General features: G+C 37.1%; 17 protein-coding genes and 1 tRNA gene. 14 read left to right on the top strand and 4 right to left on the bottom strand.

Annotated elements, in window-relative coordinates:
• From SBH76_RS11985 to SBH76_RS11955, 7 genes are all read left to right on the top strand, one after another.
• On the top strand, positions 1-480 hold the full coding sequence (locus SBH76_RS11985) for a hypothetical protein (RefSeq protein WP_317977972.1): 480 nt from the start codon (positions 1-3) through the stop codon (positions 478-480).
• 8 nt (positions 481-488) lie between these two features.
• Positions 489-1,109 carry a collagen-like triple helix repeat-containing protein gene (locus SBH76_RS11980; RefSeq protein ID WP_317977971.1) on the top strand — a complete coding sequence of 207 codons (621 nt, stop codon included), beginning with the start codon at positions 489-491 and terminating at the stop codon, positions 1,107-1,109.
• 17 nt (positions 1,110-1,126) lie between these two features.
• Positions 1,127-1,525 carry a hypothetical protein gene (locus tag SBH76_RS11975; RefSeq protein ID WP_317977970.1) on the top strand — a complete coding sequence of 133 codons (399 nt, stop codon included), beginning with the start codon at positions 1,127-1,129 and terminating at the stop codon, positions 1,523-1,525.
• Entirely contained in the window at positions 1,522-1,704 is a 183-nt protein-coding gene (locus SBH76_RS11970) for a CD1375 family protein (RefSeq protein ID WP_317977969.1), read from the top strand. Before SBH76_RS11975 ends, SBH76_RS11970 begins: the two co-directional genes overlap by 4 nt.
• Before the next feature lie 68 nt (positions 1,705-1,772).
• Positions 1,773-2,735 carry a cell wall-binding protein gene (locus SBH76_RS11965; protein WP_317977968.1) on the top strand — a complete coding sequence of 321 codons (963 nt, stop codon included), beginning with the start codon at positions 1,773-1,775 and terminating at the stop codon, positions 2,733-2,735.
• A gap of 10 nt (positions 2,736-2,745) precedes the next feature.
• Entirely contained in the window at positions 2,746-3,174 is a 429-nt protein-coding gene (locus tag SBH76_RS11960) for a phage holin family protein (protein ID WP_317977967.1), read from the top strand.
• Between the two features lie 348 nt (positions 3,175-3,522).
• Positions 3,523-3,762: a hypothetical protein gene (locus tag SBH76_RS11955; RefSeq protein WP_317977966.1), complete on the top strand. Its 240-nt coding sequence runs from the start codon at positions 3,523-3,525 to the stop codon at positions 3,760-3,762.
• A 71-nt stretch (positions 3,763-3,833) separates the two neighbouring features.
• Here the strand turns inward: SBH76_RS11955 and SBH76_RS11950 are convergent, their stop codons facing one another.
• Together SBH76_RS11950 and SBH76_RS11945 are read right to left on the bottom strand one after the other, a co-directional pair.
• Positions 3,834-4,796 carry an Mbeg1-like protein gene (locus SBH76_RS11950; protein WP_317977965.1) on the bottom strand — a complete coding sequence of 321 codons (963 nt, stop codon included), beginning with the start codon at positions 4,794-4,796 and terminating at the stop codon, positions 3,834-3,836.
• A 246-nt stretch (positions 4,797-5,042) separates the two neighbouring features.
• Entirely contained in the window at positions 5,043-5,594 is a 552-nt protein-coding gene (locus tag SBH76_RS11945) for a hypothetical protein (RefSeq protein ID WP_317977964.1), read from the bottom strand.
• A 165-nt stretch (positions 5,595-5,759) separates the two neighbouring features.
• Here SBH76_RS11945 and SBH76_RS11940 point away from each other — a divergent pair.
• Positions 5,760-5,833 (top strand) — tRNA-Pro (locus SBH76_RS11940).
• A 212-nt stretch (positions 5,834-6,045) separates the two neighbouring features.
• The gene (locus tag SBH76_RS11935; RefSeq protein WP_317977963.1) at positions 6,046-6,420 is read left to right on the top strand and encodes a hypothetical protein; all 375 of its coding nucleotides are present in this window, start codon (positions 6,046-6,048) and stop codon (positions 6,418-6,420) included.
• Positions 6,421-6,600: 180 nt separating this feature from the next.
• Here SBH76_RS11935 and SBH76_RS11930 read toward each other — a convergent pair whose 3' ends face one another.
• Both SBH76_RS11930 and SBH76_RS11925 read right to left on the bottom strand, forming a co-directional pair.
• Positions 6,601-7,383, bottom strand: coding sequence for a cell wall-binding protein (locus SBH76_RS11930; RefSeq protein ID WP_317977962.1), 783 nt, complete (start codon positions 7,381-7,383; stop codon positions 6,601-6,603).
• A gap of 150 nt (positions 7,384-7,533) precedes the next feature.
• Positions 7,534-8,184: a helix-turn-helix transcriptional regulator gene (locus SBH76_RS11925; RefSeq protein ID WP_317977961.1), complete on the bottom strand. Its 651-nt coding sequence runs from the start codon at positions 8,182-8,184 to the stop codon at positions 7,534-7,536.
• A gap of 615 nt (positions 8,185-8,799) precedes the next feature.
• Here SBH76_RS11925 and SBH76_RS11920 point away from each other — a divergent pair.
• The 5 genes from SBH76_RS11920 to dnaK all read left to right on the top strand — a co-directional run bounded on the left by SBH76_RS11920 (position 8,800) and on the right by dnaK (position 15,712).
• Positions 8,800-10,485, top strand: coding sequence for a tryptophanase (locus SBH76_RS11920; protein ID WP_315036795.1), 1,686 nt, complete (start codon positions 8,800-8,802; stop codon positions 10,483-10,485).
• A 79-nt stretch (positions 10,486-10,564) separates the two neighbouring features.
• Positions 10,565-11,911, top strand: coding sequence for a sodium-dependent transporter (locus SBH76_RS11915; RefSeq protein WP_317977960.1), 1,347 nt, complete (start codon positions 10,565-10,567; stop codon positions 11,909-11,911).
• 180 nt (positions 11,912-12,091) lie between these two features.
• Positions 12,092-13,123 (top strand): heat-inducible transcriptional repressor HrcA, encoded by a 1,032-nt coding sequence (hrcA, locus tag SBH76_RS11910; RefSeq protein ID WP_317977959.1) that lies wholly within the window; start codon positions 12,092-12,094, stop codon positions 13,121-13,123.
• 11 nt (positions 13,124-13,134) lie between these two features.
• Positions 13,135-13,752, top strand: coding sequence for a nucleotide exchange factor GrpE (gene grpE / locus SBH76_RS11905; RefSeq protein WP_007595105.1), 618 nt, complete (start codon positions 13,135-13,137; stop codon positions 13,750-13,752).
• Positions 13,753-13,846: 94 nt separating this feature from the next.
• Complete coding sequence (gene dnaK, locus SBH76_RS11900; protein WP_007595106.1) at positions 13,847-15,712, top strand: molecular chaperone DnaK; 1,866 nt, start codon at positions 13,847-13,849, stop codon at positions 15,710-15,712.
• Position 15,713: the final 1 nt, after the last annotated feature.

Raw genomic sequence — 15,713 nt, 5'->3', positions numbered from 1 at the left:
ATGAGTACAAGGATAGATCTTACAAGAGAAATAAAGGATTGGGAAGAGGCTATTTATGGAGAAGACGTTAGAAGTGCAAATTCCAGGGCATTTCAAAAAATACAAAGTTCTGTAAATGAGGCAATAGATGATGTTACTCAGTCTGCACAAAATATCAATACAACGCTAAGTGAGTTAGAGCCGGCAATAGCAAGAGCAAATGCAGCAGCAAATACAGCAAATACTTCCGCTCAGGCTACAGATTCAGTTAGGAATGATGTTGTTAGACGGTTACAAGCGGGTGAATTCAAAGGTGATAAAGGAGACAGAGGAGAAAAGGGAGCGACAGGAGCAAGTGGAATAACAGCTACTGCAAGTGGCTTTTTTACATTGGAAGTTGATGCTTCAGGAGATTTATATGTTGTAACACCGGACGGAGAAACTCCGCCTAATTTTGAATATGAGCAGAGTACAGGTAATTTATATTTGGTTATAGATTAGGAGGAAATATGGCAAGAATATTGATTGGAAATATTAAAGGACCACAGGGGGATAGAGGTCAACAAGGAGAGAGGGGACCGCAGGGCGCACAGGGAGTTCCGGGTACAACTCCGGCACTTGTGAATAATGCTTTGGCTACACAGGCAGGAGTTGCAGCACTTGATGCTGTGATGGGGAAAACATTGATGGATAAGCTCAATGCGATAAGTCGCCAAATGTCAAGGTATAATGTCGAAGGTATAGGTATAGAAACCAATGAAATGGGAGTAATCAAGTTAGCAAGAAATGCAGAAAGTAGTAGATTTGGTGTTTTTAATAAAGGAATTTCAGTTAAAACAAATACTCAAGTTGCAACAGTGAGTGGGATTATTTTGTTAAGAAGTACAGTTGAACAAACACTTTCTGTAGAGGTTACGGTTGTAACACCTAGTGCAAACAACAATTTGACAATTACGTATACAAGAGAAAACTTTAAGGCAGGAGAGGCAAAGAGTATTGTTATTCCTGGTGTTAATATTGAAAACTTAAATACATTGCAATATATCGCGGTGAAGTGTTATGCTCCATCCGGTATAGGAAATGTTACAGTACAGACGGCATGGAATGAAAGTTTTGTAACTATAATTTAAGTATATAGGAGGAAAACATGGAGAATTATATAGTCCTTAAAAATGGTATCAGGGTAGATATAGATCAGGAAAGCACGGAAACTAGTTTAGCAGTTAGCTTCAAGAATATAACAGAATTTGCCGATTTCGTAAATGAGTTAACAATTGAAAACTTAAAAAGAATTTTGGTGTATGCCGGAGATGTTGTTGTAGCGGAGTATGAAAATAGGCGAATAAAACAAATAAAAGTAGAGCCGGGCAAGAAGATTAAGGCAGAAATAGAGCTTGAAAAAATTCAGGATTTAGAAATTGAGATTGAGAGGGTGAAAGAAATTGTAGAAGTTCAGGATAAAGCGATAGAAGACATTTCTGCTATGACTGCAAGTTTTGTAGAAAATGTTGGAACAAATGAAAAAACAGGGGAGGTTATAAAATGATAGCTTTTTATGTTTATAAAATAATACATGGATTAAAGGAATTGGAAGATGTCCCTAAGTTCTGGAGAGAAAAGGTTAAGAATAGGCTCGAGGAAATGAAGAAAAATGGAGAAATTGATGATAATTATAGAATCAATGAAGTGATTATAGCGACTCCATCAAATGCGGTAGAAAAATAGTAAATAATAAAAGAGTTATGAAAAACGAGAAATCAATTTTCATGGCTCTTTTTTAGAAGGGAGATAAAATGGATAGTGCTTTTGAGGCAGGTAAAAAACTTATGGGTGGAGATTACACACAATTTACTTTAGCAGGCAAAGCTTTACTAAGTAGAAGAGGAAGAGTTGGCAGAGAACCACATATCGGGGATAAAATATACTTTTACAGTCAGAGTCTTGGCAGAGTGGCGCATGTAGGAATTGTTGTATCTGTAGAAAAGAGTGGGGACAGATATAGTATTGAAACAGTTGAGGGTAATACAAGTTCTGTAAGTTTTGATAGAAACGGTGGATGTGTAGCAAGAAAAAAATACATATTCACTTTGCGAGAGGTGGGAGGAACTAATAGAATCAATTGTTTTTGTAGTCCATTATTTGGCGGTAATACCTGTACAGCTGAAGAACTTGTAAAAGTAGCTTGTGAGGAAATAGGCTATGAGGAAAAGGCAAGCAATGAAGGTCTTGATGGCAAGCATACTAATGTAGGTAGAAATAATTACACTAAGTATGGAGAATGGTATAAGGAAAATTGTGATGGCAACCATCCGGCTTACTGGTGCGAACAACTAACAAGTTGGTGTGCTTATAAGGCTTGTAAGATGCATCAAAAGAATTCCTTTACAGGATGGGTGCAGTTTGACGGCAAGTGGATATATGAGTTTAATGGCGTGGTATTAAAAGGTCAGTGGATAAAATCCGATGATAGATGGTATGTGACAGATGAAGCAGGTTATATGATCACAGGCTGGTTTAAACAGGATAATGATGAATGGTATTATCTTAATCCACAAGACGGAGCTATGCTTAGTGGACAATGGATAAATGTTGATGGTGCTGACTACTATCTCACAAGTAGTGGTGTGATGGCGAAAAGTGGATATATAAAGGATTCTGATAAGGAGCTTTACTACTGGGTAGATAATAAAGGTAAATATCAGAAAGAATATGATACAGTAACACCGAAGTTTGATAAGTATGAGCTTATAGAATAGGAGGATTTACATGAAATCAAACATTTTATATTCAACAGTAGGGATAGTAGGAGGAGTTATAGCAGCTATGTTTGGTGGATGGAGTGATGCTTTGATTACTCTTATTGTTTTTATGTCTATTGATTATGCTACCGGACTCATTGTTGCGGGAGTTTTTAAGAAAAGTAAAAAGTCTGAATCAGGAGCACTTGAATCCAGAGCAGGCTTTAAGGGGCTATGCCGAAAAGGAGTCGCACTTCTTATTGTGCTTGTAGCAGTAAGGCTTGATATAGTTATGCATACGTCTTATATAAAGGATGCAGTTATAATTGCTTTTATAGCAAATGAGTCTATATCAATAATAGAAAATGCCGGGCTGATGGGCATACCCGTTCCGAGTGTAATAGCCAAGGCTATTGATGTTTTAAAGGAAAAGGATGGAACTCCTGAGTCCAGATAACTTATCACTAAATTAAGTACATTAAAAAATGCAACCTTTTTTGCAACTTTCAGATAGAGGAATGGCTTATATAGGTAGGTTGAAGAGGGTTTTTGTACTGACTTTTAATCAAGTTGTCCCGGGTTCGAGTCCCGGGTGTCTCACTAGTATGAAAAGGCTTAAAGCTTTGATTTATAAAGCTTTGAGCCTTTTTTAATTTGTGAACTATTCTCAGGTTAAGGAAGCTTTTGCACATTTTTTGGAAGCAACTGCTAGGAATGATAACAAAAAACTCCAGCATATACAGCAGGTTTTCCCTGCGTCTTATGATGAGTTTATAAGGATGATTAGATAATCTAAGGAGAATACATGATACCTGATTTTATATTAGAAGGAGACAGCGTTAATATTGATCCCGAAGTTGAAAAATTCGGGCAACTTGTCCTAGAATACAGAGAAAAGATAGGAGATGAACTTATTACAGAGGCATCTACGTGGTCGTTAAAGGAGTGGATAGAAATCCTTGAAGAGTGTTTGTCTAGTGGAAAAACGTATTGGAAAGTCACGGGGGAAACGTATAGAGGACACGATAAGTCAGTAGATTATTGAAAATACATTAAAGCACTTTATTAAGCATAAAAGAGATTTGAACCGTTTATTGATTCAAATCCCTTCTATATTTAAGTATTACGATTATTCTTCCCCCAAGGCAGCCTTGTCGTGCCTGATTCTATTATCTTATCAAAGAAATTATTTACATATTCCTTGCGCTTACTTAAATCGGTGTTCTCCAATACCTTGTCTACAAAATTGTTGAATTTATCTGCATCCTTGTTTATATCATCAACATACTCAAAGTTTGTTCTTATACAGTTCCAGTTGAGTATATCATGCTGTAAGAAAGCAATATTATCGGCTTTTACCACTTTAATATTCTTTGTATCGTTAAAAATCATACCAACCACACAAAAGTCGGGAACTATCTTGATTATTTTATTCTTTATAGCATTCATTATATCGGTATTGATCACTTCATCACAAAGGTCGGGTCCGTCATTATTATAGATTGCAGTAATTCTGTCCCTGAAAATTTCATCACACATTGCACAGGAGTAGATTGCAAGATTACCGCCCTTACTATGTCCTCCTACTATAAAATCTGTATTCGGATGACGAGAAATAACCTGCTTTAGAAAATCCAGTGCAAATTTCTGAGCCGGAATAACTGAAAAACTCATCATAAAGTCCTCTTTCCAGGCTACAATACTGTCATCGGTTCCTCTGAATGCAATATACATCTGACTGTCGTCATACATAAATCCTGTTGATGAAAATTGGTATTTTTTCTCATGATAGAGATCTATATAATCGAGTATCATAACATTACCGAATCTCTCGGAAGTTGCGAGAGCGTTCAAAAAATCTACATTTATTTCACTCATATAACCGTAGTGGTAGTCATGATTAATTAAGTATCTGCAGGCATCTGAAAGAGAAACGCCTATTGAATTTATTTCATTCTGCAAGTCTTTTAAGTCAAGATAGGAGAATAATGAAAAAATCGCATTATCCAGTTCATTAAAAGGAGAAACATCAAAAGATAAATCTCCACGCCATTTTATATAGTCAATGATATTTGCCATTATAACCTCCTTTTGTAAATACATTATGCATAGCTGAATACTGTTACTTAAATATACAATAATATAAAAGCAATTGATTGTAAACATAGATAAAGTGAAGTATGTATTAAAAATAACTGATAATGAAACTATGAAGCATAGAAGGTGTACAATATAAAAAGACCATATACCATGTGTTTACTGATATATAGTCTTTTAAGTATATTATTTGAAATAATGTTTTATTGTTAGGTATAGCATCAAGTTCTAAGGATGACATATTTGACAAGGTGTATATCCTTTGGAAATAGCCTCATCTCTTGTTCCGCTAAAAGGTATTTTATTATGCTCTCTCATCTTCTGTACTGCAGTACAGTTTGAATAATGGAATACGTGGCTGTTTTTATTTAGTATATAATCAGTTGCTCTGTTATTTATAGCAGTTCCTGTGTTTGAACTGTTGTTAGATGCCGATGCATTCTGAGTATTTGATTTTGAGCTGCCTGTAGACTGAGAAGCGGGGATGTACGCGCCGTCTGCACCTACCTGATATCCGTCCACAACAGTATTTGTAAGCATCGCACCGGTAGATCCGAGATAATAATTTCCAAACCATTGATTTGACAGCATGTATCCGTTCTCATTAAAGTAATACCATGATCCGTCTATCTGCTCCCAAACAGATACAGGAAAGCTCTTATCATCTCTTTCGTACCACCAGCCTGTATTATCCTGTTTCCATGTCCCTGCAAATACAGGTATTGTAAGCGCTGTACTGATAGCAAGAGCGGATAAAGCCAAATAAAATCTTTTTTTCATACTAACTCCTTAAAATATAAAGATAAATTTAATTATTAATTAATATTATATAATGTTTGCAAAAACTGTCAACTTATATTATGTGTATTGAATATGAATTTCAGTAAAAAATTTGTTGGCAAATATTGAAAAGTTTTATATAATGGATACTATATCAATAGTTTACGGGATGTGGTGCAGTTTGGCAGCACGCTTGACTGGGGGTCAAGAGGTCGCAAGTTCAAGTCTTGTCATTCCGATATTAAGATGGCTTAAACATGTATGACTCTTGTTTAAGCCGTTTACAGTTTTAAGGGCGTCTGAAGCGGCTTTATGAAGTATAACCAAAGTCCATTGAGTGCATACCCTCACATAAACCTTAAATGAAAATTAATTTGTATAAATTGTAATATATGATAAAATAAACCTAAAGTAGCTATAAAAAGCAAGCATAATAGAGAGGAGAAAAGATATGAGTAGAAAGAATGATTTTTATTTATATTTCTGGGGAGGACTTATCATGCTGGTAGTAGGTTTGTTCTTCTTATCACAAAAGGTAACTGTGACAAATTCCTTCTGGGGCGGCGGCATTAGACTGATGGGTATGCACATCAGTTCAGGATTGGTAATAGTACCGTTTATCTTTTCTTTAGTCTGGATATTTATAAGACCGAATAAAGGTTCAAAGATTGCTATGGTGCTAAGTGTACTTTTGATTATAGCAAGTCTCATTCAGTCGACCAGATTTTATATTCAGTATCTGACACTTTTTGATTGGGTAGTTATGTTGATACTTATTTTCGGAGGTGCGGCATTTATAGCAAAGAGCATGCTTATTAAATTCTAATAATAAAAGAGCAGGTGACTCACTCAAGTCCCTGCTCTTTTCTAATCTCTTTATTCTGTAACTGTTTTTGGTTTGTGTCCTGCCACCATAGCATGGCCTGTGATAAAACACATTACCAATCCTACAACCGCTACAATTGCCCAAAATTGATGTTTTTTCAGCATATTAAAATCCCCTTTATTATTGAACCCAAATACCGTCTTGATTTATATTATATCCGTCGATAGTTGTATTTGTAACCATCTGTCCGTTGGTATCAAGGTAATACCAATGTCCGTTGTACTCTATCCAGCCCTTCTTATAAAGACCTGATTCCTCAAAATAGTACCACTTATCATTGATAAGTGCCCAACCTACAGGCATATCACCGTTTGGCTGATTGAGATAGTATTTGTTACCGTTATTCTCAATCCATCCTGTAAGCATATTTCCGTTAGCATCAAAGAAATACCAAAGGTTGTTTACCATAAACCAGTTAGTGGCATGTGTACCGTCAGCCTTTCTGTAATGCCAAATACCGTTTGTTTGATACCAACCTGTAGTTGTTCCTGTATTTGTTGTGCTTGTACTTGTAGAAGTAGAGTTTGGAGTTGAACCGCCACGACTCTTCTTAAATTCAGCGATTGTATCATAATCAAAATACTCAATCTCAGATGATACTGTCATTGATGGACCGCCTTTTAACGGATAAACTCTGAATGAGTAGTTTCCTGCACCATTGTCTATGATAAGTTTTGTAAAATCATATTTCTCGGAGCTTGCAGCATTGTTTGAGCCGACTTTTTTGTTACCCTTGTACAACTGTACTTTGTACTTTGTCTTGTCCTCGGTCTCATCCCAAGTCGCCAATGCCTTGCTTCCTACATCCCATGACGCACTACCTATACTATAGTCGGCAGCAAATACCGACATACTCATAAAGAGTGAAAAAAGCAGTGATAAAATTAAAATCAGTTTTTTCATAAAATTCCTTTCTTTTATACCGGATTTTTTTCACGTCTCTTTTTAAAGAGACATATCTTTCATACTATTGTAGCACATAAATTGAGTAGTTAATATTACTTTTAATTAAAGATAATATATACTTTTTTAAACACATGTAAAAGTTTATTATCACTCATTTTTTACTGTCTCCAGATATCTGTACATACTTGCAGGAGAGCATGACAGTTTGAGACCTACTGTCTTTATGGCACCTTTCATAGAAAAAATACCTTTTTGATAGAGCTGACGTATTATATCAAGCTTCTCTGAATGGCTAAGCTTGCTGAAGGGAAGAGACTTATCAATCCTTTTTAATACTTCATCTATCGTATTTGAAATGTTTTCGGAAAAAACTGCCTGGTCATCGTTTCCCTTTATTTCAATAGAAATATTTTTGGATACATAATTATCCGGATGACATAGAGAAAATACAAGGTTTGAAAGTTCTCTGTACCTGTTGTCGTCAAAGTTTATATTGAGTGCTCCTACAGGTTTGCCTTTTTCATCTTTTATATAAAATGTAGAACATCTTAGAATCTTGCCGTTGGCTGAAAGAGCTCTATAGTTTGATATCCATTTCTTATCAGCGGATTCTTTATTCTGTAATAGGGTTTTCATCGTTGTACTGAGCACATCACCTGTTTGTCTGCCGCTTATATCTCCGTTTATTATATATATTATATGTTTTAGATCATATAGTATAATTTCATAGTCGGGACCCAGCAGAGTGCTCAAAAAATCGGAAAAATCAATATATCGCTTTATCTCAAATTCATTCATAAATACTCCAAATCATATTTGTATTGTACCGTCATATTAAAGCTTGAAGAAATATCTGTTATTATTATACCAAAACTTAAAATATTATGATATAAAATTTAAGTTTTAAGCAAAATCACGAAAATGATAAATTGATTAAAAAGAAGTTGATATAAAGAAAATGAGAAAAAATTCTCACGAAAATTCTCAGATATTATTTGATTTAAAAATATATATGAAAATAAAGGGCTTTTAACTATATATCTGTATATCTGCTTAAAGACGAAGTTAAGAAAAATCCCGATAAATTTATCAAATAGCAATTTCTTTATTTTCAAAGAATTATCTTAAAATAAAAATTTAATGCAAAATGCACATAAATATACTAAAAATAAACCATAACAAGCTTTTTATTAAACAATATTGACAATGTTCTAAAAAGGTGATAAATTATTCTCATAGCAATATTTAGATAATATTTCACTTATATATAAAACTTTTAGAGATTAAATGCATATAGTCTCGATAATCAGATGAGATATATTTATTGCTTAAAGGGATTGTAATACCGTCCGCCAGTCGTTACTTACGATGACCGGGGTATCAAAATATATTTTTGTATTTGGAGGTATTAAAATGGAGTATGAGAAGATGTTAGGTGTAGAGGCACCGAAGTCATGGACACATGTAGTGAGAGAAGTTCCTACAGTTACACAGGAGCAAAGAAAGAAAGCTCTTGAGATGACTCATTATAATGAGTTTGCTTTCCCTGCAGGTCTTTTATATATCGACTGCCTTTCAGACTCGGGTACTACATCAATGACAGACACACAATGGTCGGCTATGTTCCTTGCAGACGAGTCTTACGGAAGAAATAAAGGATATTATGTTCTTTTGGATGCATTCAGAGATGTATGGGAAAGAGGAGACGATCAGAAGAGACTTATCAACTACATCAAAGAGGGCGTAGACAAGGATGATGTAGAGAAGATGATGAATGAGGTGTATCTGGTTGACTATGAAGGTGGATTTATCAATGGCGGTAAGTATCAGCTTTCAAGACCTAACACATTTATCGTTCCACAGGGACGTTGTGCGGAGGCACTTTTATTTGATGTATTAAAGCCGTTATTTGCAAAGAGATGGCCGGGTAAAGTATTTACTATTCCGTCAAATGCTCACTTTGATACTACAGAAGGTAATATCAAGCAGATGGGTAATGTACCTAGAAACCTTTTCCATAAGGAGATTTTATTTGAGGTACCTGAGAGCGGAAAGTATGAGAAGAATCCTTTCAAGGGAGATATGGACATAGATAAACTCAATCAGCTTATTGAAGCGGTAGGTGTTGAGAATGTTCCGCTTATTTATTCTACAGTAACAAACAACTCTGTATGCGGACAGGCTGTTTCTATGAAGAATATCAGAGAAGTTTCAAAGATTGCACATAAGTACAATATTCCTTTTGTTATGGACGGTGCAAGATGGGCAGAGAACTGCTACTTCATAAAGATGAATGAAGAGGGCTATGCCGACAAGTCAATCTGTGAAATAGCTAAAGAGATGTTCTCTTACTTTGATGTAGTTTCAGCATCACTTAAGAAAAACGGACATGCAAATATGGGTGGAGTTTTGGCTTTCCGTGACAAGGGTCTTTTCTGGCAGAAGTTCTCGGAGTTTAATGAGGACGGCAGCGTAAAGACAGATATCGGACATCTTTTAAAGGTTCGTCAGATATCAGCTTACGGTAATGATTCTTACGGTGGAATGTCGGGACATGATATCATGGCTCTTTGCCAGGGTATGTATGAAGAGGCAAGATTTGATTATCAGGATGAGAGAGTAAGACAGTGTCAGTATCTGGCAGACGGACTTACAGCAAACGGTGTTCCTGTAGTACAGCCTGCAGGCGGACACGGAATTTATATTGATGTTGATAAATTCTTTAACTATAAGAGAGGTCATGAGAGCTTTGCAGGACAGGCACTTTCTTTAGAGATGATCCATCGTTACGGTATTCGTTGTTCAGAGCTTGGTGATTTCTCTATGGAATATGATTTAAAGACTCCTGAGCAGCAAAAGGAAGTATGTAATGTTGTTCGTTTGGCTATCAACAGAAGTCAGTTCAGTAAACAGCATATGGATTATATTATTGCAGCATTGACACAACTTTATAAAGACAGAGATACGGTTCCTAATTTAAAGATTACATTCGGTCATACATTACCTATGAGACATTTCCATGCATGGGCAGAGCCATATGCTCCAAGCAAAGAAGAAATGTGTGATGAAGGAAATTACGGATACTGGGAGAATAAATAACACATATTGGCAGCCGGTCTTTTTAAAGACCGGACTGCTTTAAGGGGGACTTGCATTTTTGGCAAGATGGAGGAAGTTTATGGGTTCAGATAGTACGCCTGTAAAGCAGGATGGTTTTAACTCACAAATAGGTTTTATTATAGCATGTGTAGGTTCAGCTGTAGGTATGGGAAACCTGTGGAGATTTCCGGTGCTTGTGTCAGCCTGGGGGGGAATGACTTTTTTGATTCCCTACTTTATATTCGTTATATTGATAGGCAGTACAGGAGTAGTGGAAGAAATCGCACTTGGAAGGAGCACAGGAAAAGGTCCTATAGGAGCATTCGGTGCTGCTATGGCTCATGCCGGAAAGAGCAGAAAAGTAGGTGAGAGCATAGGAATTATACCTACAATAGGTTCTTTAGCTCTTGCAATAGGTTATTCATGTGTAGTAGGTTGGATATTTAAATATGTAGTAATGGCATTTACAGGAAAGCTCTTTGGAATGGGAACAAACATGGATGTCATTGGTGGAACTTTCGGATCTACAGCTACAGCATTTGGAAACAATACATGGATAATAATAGCACTCATTGTAAACTTTGCTATTATGGCATTAGGAGTTGCTGACGGTATAGAGAAAGCAAATAAGTTTATGATGCCTCTGCTTTTTGTAATGATGATCGGACTTGCTGTTTATATAGGAATACAGCCGGGTGCAGTAAACGGATACAAGTATATCTTTACTGTAAATCCTGAAGGATTAAAGGATATAAGACTTTGGATATTTGCATTCGGACAGGCATTTTTCTCACTTTCTATTGCAGGTAACGGTACCGTTGTTTACGGCTCCTATCTCAGTAAGAAAGAGGATGTACCTTTCTCTGCAATGAACATAGCTATCTTTGATACCTGTGCGGCACTTCTTGCAGCGCTCGTTATTATACCTGCTATGGCTACATCGGGAGCGGAGCTGAGTGAAGGCGGTCCGGGACTTATGTTCATCTACCTTGTAAATATAATGAATCAGATGCCCGGCGGTATGATTGTAGGAATTATATTCTTTGTATGTGTTACATTTGCAGGACTCAGTTCACTTGTAAACCTTTACGAGGCGCCTGTAGCTACATTGCAGCAGCAGTTTAAACTCAGCAGAGTACAGTCTGTAGGAATTATCGGAGTAATCGGTGTGGTTGTTGCAGTTCTTATACAGGGAATTGTAGGAAGCTGGATGGATGCGGTATCTATCTATATTTGCCCGATAGGTGCGGTACTGGCATCTGTGATGTTGTTCTTCGTATTCGGAAAGAAGTATACCATGGAAGCTGTAAATGCAGGTGCAAAGAAACCGAAAGGAGAAATCTGGTTCTTCTTAGGTAAGTATGTATATACAGGTCTTGCATTGCTTGCACTTATAGCAGGTGCATTCTATGGAGGAATAGGTTGATAAGGCTATAATAAAAAATATAAACTCTCAGACATTTGTTTGGGAGTTTTTTATTTTGTATTTTATCGGTATAAAAAATTTAAAAAAGTTATTGACAAATATTCCCATATGGAATATAGTAGCTAATAGAGTTAGCACTCTAGATAAATGAGTGCTAACAAATAAAGAAGGGAGGAGCGAATGGATTCGGAGGACAGGAAAGCGATTATTTTAAAAGCTATTATAAAGAATTATATGGAAACCGGGGAGCCGGTAGGTTCAAGAACTATTTCAAAGCTCCCTGAGTTAAATTTGAGCTCTGCTACTATAAGAAATGAAATGAGCGATTTGGAAGATATGGGTTATATCTTACAGCCCCATACTTCTGCAGGACGTATACCTTCAGATAAGGGATACAGATTCTATGTAGATGAGATCTTGAGAGAAAAGGAGATAGAGACTGAAGCATTTAAGGATCTGATGTTTAAAAAAGTGGACAGATTGGAAAATGTCTTAAAACAATTGGCAAAGATCATTGCAAGAGACACCAATTATGCCGCGATGATATCAGGGCCGAGTATACACTCCAATAAAGTAAAGTTTTTGCAACTCTCAAAGATAGATAAGTTCAAGCTCCTTTTGGTGACGGTTGCGGAAGGTAATATTATCAATAATAAGATAATAGATATCGACAGCGAAATATCGGAGAGCGAAATCTTAAACTTGAATCTGCTTATAAACACTTCATTAAACGGACTTACCGTGGAAGAGATAAACTTAAGCATTATGAATAAGTTACGAACGGATGCGGGAGTTTATGGAGATATAGTGGATAAGGTTTTACGAGAAGTAGCGGCAGTGTTTAAAAGTGCTACCGACAACCTTGAGATATATACAAGCGGTACCACAAATATTTTCAAGTACCCTGAGATCTCCAACAGAGAGAAGGCAAGTCAGCTTGTAAATGCTTTTGAAGAAAAGGATAAGCTTAAGGAAATACTTGCAGGGGTAAATGATGATGATAGTGACGGTATCAGAGTATATATCGGAAATGAAGTGCCGATTTCAGATATGAGAGATCTTTCCGTAGTTACAGCAAATTATGAAATAGGCGAAGGACTCAGAGGCTCTATAGGTATAGTAGGACCGAAGAGAATGGACTATGAGAAAGTATTAAAAACTATAAAAACTGTAATGGCATCGCTTGATGAGCAGTTTAAAAATGATGAATAGAGGAGAGGGCTGTGAAAGAAAAAGATTTAAAAAGAGAACAGGAAGAGAACAAAGAGGTTTTAGAAGGCGAAGAGACAGGGGAATTTGTTGAGGAAGCCGAAGAGACACCTGAGGAGGCGGCGGCAAAGGCTGCAGCTATGGAGGCTGAGGTGGAGGAAGCTTTCAGTGATGAAAATCTTGAAGGAAAGCCTGATAAAAAAGACCTTGCCATTGCGGATTTGACAGACAGACTTAAAAGAAGCATGGCGGAGTTTGATAATTTCAGAAAAAGAAGTGAAAAAGAAAAAGCTACTATGTTTGATATGGGAGCAAGAAGTGTGGCGGAAAAACTTTTGCCGGTAGTTGACAACTTTGAAAGAGCAATGCTTGCAACACCTTCAGAGGGTGAAGGCAAAGCCTTTGCCGACGGAATAGCAATGATATACAATCAAATGACAAAGACTCTTGAGGATTTGGGAGTTAAGCCGATTGATTGTGTGGGCAAAGAATTTGATCCTAACTTACATAATGCGGTAATGCATATAGAAGACGAAAGCTTAGGTGAAAATGTGGTTGCTGAGGAACTTTTAAAGGGATATATGTACAAGGACAGTGTTCTTAGACATAGCATGGTAAAGGTTGCAAATTAATTTTTGAGACTATATTTTGCTTTGCTTAAGCAGAGTGAAATATTTTATATAAATTTAGAAAATATAAATTTTGATTTATTAGGAGGATAAGATAATGGGTAAGATTATTGGTATAGATTTAGGTACAACAAACAGCTGTGTAGCAGTTATGGAGGGTGGAAAGCCTGTAGTTATTCCAAACTCTGAAGGTTCAAGAACAACACCTTCAGTTGTAGCATTTACAAAGACAGGTGAGAGACTTATAGGTGAGCCTGCAAAGCGTCAGGCAGTTACAAATGCAGACAGAACAATCTCTTCAATTAAGAGACATATGGGTACAGATTATAAGGTAACTATAGACGGTAAGTCATACACACCACAGGAGATTTCAGCAATGATTCTTCAGAAGCTTAAGGCTGATGCCGAGAGCTATTTAGGTGAGAAGGTTACAGAGGCTGTTATCACTGTTCCTGCATATTTCAACGATGCACAGCGTCAGGCTACAAAGGATGCAGGTAAGATTGCAGGTCTTGATGTAAAGAGAATTATCAACGAGCCTACAGCTGCAGCTCTTGCTTACGGTCTTGACAATGATGCTGAGCAAAAGATTATGGTATATGACCTTGGTGGCGGTACATTCGATGTTTCAATTATTGAGATCGGTGACGGAGTTATAGAAGTTTTGGCTACAAACGGTGATACACATCTTGGTGGTGACGACTTTGATAATAAGATTACAGATTGGCTTGTAAGTGAGTTTAAGAAGGCAGAGGGTGTGGATCTTTCAACAGATAAGATGGCACTTCAAAGACTTAGAGAAGCTGCAGAGAAGGCTAAAAAAGAGCTTTCAACAGCAACAACAACAAATATCAACCTTCCGTTTATCACTGCAACAGCAGAGGGACCGAAGCACCTTGATATTACTCTTACAAGAGCTAAGTTTGACGAGCTTACACTTGACCTTATTGAAAGAACAGCTGTACCTGTACAGAATGCTCTTAAGGATGCAGGTATCACAGCAAGCGATCTTGGAAAGGTATTGCTTGTAGGTGGATCTACAAGAATGATCAATGCACAGGAGAAGGTAAAAGCCCTTACAGGTATGGAGCCTTCAAAGAGCATCAACCCTGATGAAGGTGTTGCAATCGGTGCAGGTATTCAGGGCGGTAAGCTTTCCGGAGAAGCAGGCTCAGGAGATGTATTGCTTCTTGACGTTACTCCGCTTTCACTTTCAATCGAGACAATGGGTGGTGTAGCTACAAGACTTATCGAGAGAAATACTACAATACCTACAAAGAAGAGCCAGATATTCTCTACAGCTGCAGACAATCAGGAAGCTGTTGACATCCATGTAGTACAGGGTGAGAGACAGTTTGCAAGAGATAACAAGACTTTAGGACAGTTCAGACTTGACGGTATTTTACCTGCAAGAAGAGGTGTTCCACAGATAGAGGTTACATTTGATATTGATGCAAACGGTATCGTTAATGTATCTGCAAAAGACCTTGGAACAGGTAAGGAGCAGCATATCACAATTACAGCAGGTTCAAATATGTCAGATAGTGATATCGACAAGGCTGTAAAAGAAGCTGCAGAGTTTGAGGCACAGGATAAGAAGAGAAAAGAAGGCATTGATGCAAGAAATGAAGCCGACTCTATAGTATTCCAGACAGAGAATGCTCTAAAAGAGGTTGGTGACAATCTTGATGCAAATGACAAGGCTGCAGTTGAGGCTGATCTTACTGCATTGAAAGAGGCTATCAACAGAGCACCTATCGATGCTATGACAGATGATCAGATAAATGATATCAAGGCAGGCAAAGAGAAGCTTATGGAAAGTGCTCAGAAGCTTTTTGCAAAGGTATATGAGCAGGCCGGTGCGGCACAGAATGCAGGTGCAACAGCTGATACAACAGGAGCACAGGATGCAGGTACATCTTCAAATGACGATGTTATAGACGGTGATTTTAAAGAGGTATAAT

The organism is Lachnoanaerobaculum sanguinis, assembly GCF_033242365.1.
In the GTDB taxonomy this organism is placed as follows: Bacteria; Bacillota; Clostridia; order Lachnospirales; family Lachnospiraceae; genus Lachnoanaerobaculum; species Lachnoanaerobaculum sanguinis.
Note: the sequence above shows the minus strand (reverse complement) of the source record. Positions and strands in the feature narration are given on the sequence as shown.

What these genes read in the sequence shown, in the direction of transcription:
- SBH76_RS11920 (WP_315036795.1), top strand. Translation starts at nt 8,800, where the DNA reads ATGGAGTATGAGAAGATGTTAGGTGTAGAGGCACCGAAGTCATGGACA.
- hrcA (WP_317977959.1), top strand. Translation starts at nt 12,092, where the DNA reads ATGGATTCGGAGGACAGGAAAGCGATTATTTTAAAAGCTATTATAAAG.
- SBH76_RS11985 (WP_317977972.1), top strand. Translation starts at nt 1, where the DNA reads ATGAGTACAAGGATAGATCTTACAAGAGAAATAAAGGATTGGGAAGAG.
- SBH76_RS11915 (WP_317977960.1), top strand. Translation starts at nt 10,565, where the DNA reads ATGGGTTCAGATAGTACGCCTGTAAAGCAGGATGGTTTTAACTCACAA.
- SBH76_RS11945 (WP_317977964.1), bottom strand. Translation starts at nt 5,594, where the DNA reads ATGAAAAAAAGATTTTATTTGGCTTTATCCGCTCTTGCTATCAGTACA.
- SBH76_RS11930 (WP_317977962.1), bottom strand. Translation starts at nt 7,383, where the DNA reads ATGAAAAAACTGATTTTAATTTTATCACTGCTTTTTTCACTCTTTATG.
- SBH76_RS11970 (WP_317977969.1), top strand. Translation starts at nt 1,522, where the DNA reads ATGATAGCTTTTTATGTTTATAAAATAATACATGGATTAAAGGAATTG.
- SBH76_RS11935 (WP_317977963.1), top strand. Translation starts at nt 6,046, where the DNA reads ATGAGTAGAAAGAATGATTTTTATTTATATTTCTGGGGAGGACTTATC.
- dnaK (WP_007595106.1), top strand. Translation starts at nt 13,847, where the DNA reads ATGGGTAAGATTATTGGTATAGATTTAGGTACAACAAACAGCTGTGTA.
- SBH76_RS11960 (WP_317977967.1), top strand. Translation starts at nt 2,746, where the DNA reads ATGAAATCAAACATTTTATATTCAACAGTAGGGATAGTAGGAGGAGTT.
- SBH76_RS11955 (WP_317977966.1), top strand. Translation starts at nt 3,523, where the DNA reads ATGATACCTGATTTTATATTAGAAGGAGACAGCGTTAATATTGATCCC.
- SBH76_RS11950 (WP_317977965.1), bottom strand. Translation starts at nt 4,796, where the DNA reads ATGGCAAATATCATTGACTATATAAAATGGCGTGGAGATTTATCTTTT.
- SBH76_RS11965 (WP_317977968.1), top strand. Translation starts at nt 1,773, where the DNA reads ATGGATAGTGCTTTTGAGGCAGGTAAAAAACTTATGGGTGGAGATTAC.
- SBH76_RS11980 (WP_317977971.1), top strand. Translation starts at nt 489, where the DNA reads ATGGCAAGAATATTGATTGGAAATATTAAAGGACCACAGGGGGATAGA.
- SBH76_RS11975 (WP_317977970.1), top strand. Translation starts at nt 1,127, where the DNA reads ATGGAGAATTATATAGTCCTTAAAAATGGTATCAGGGTAGATATAGAT.
- SBH76_RS11925 (WP_317977961.1), bottom strand. Translation starts at nt 8,184, where the DNA reads ATGAATGAATTTGAGATAAAGCGATATATTGATTTTTCCGATTTTTTG.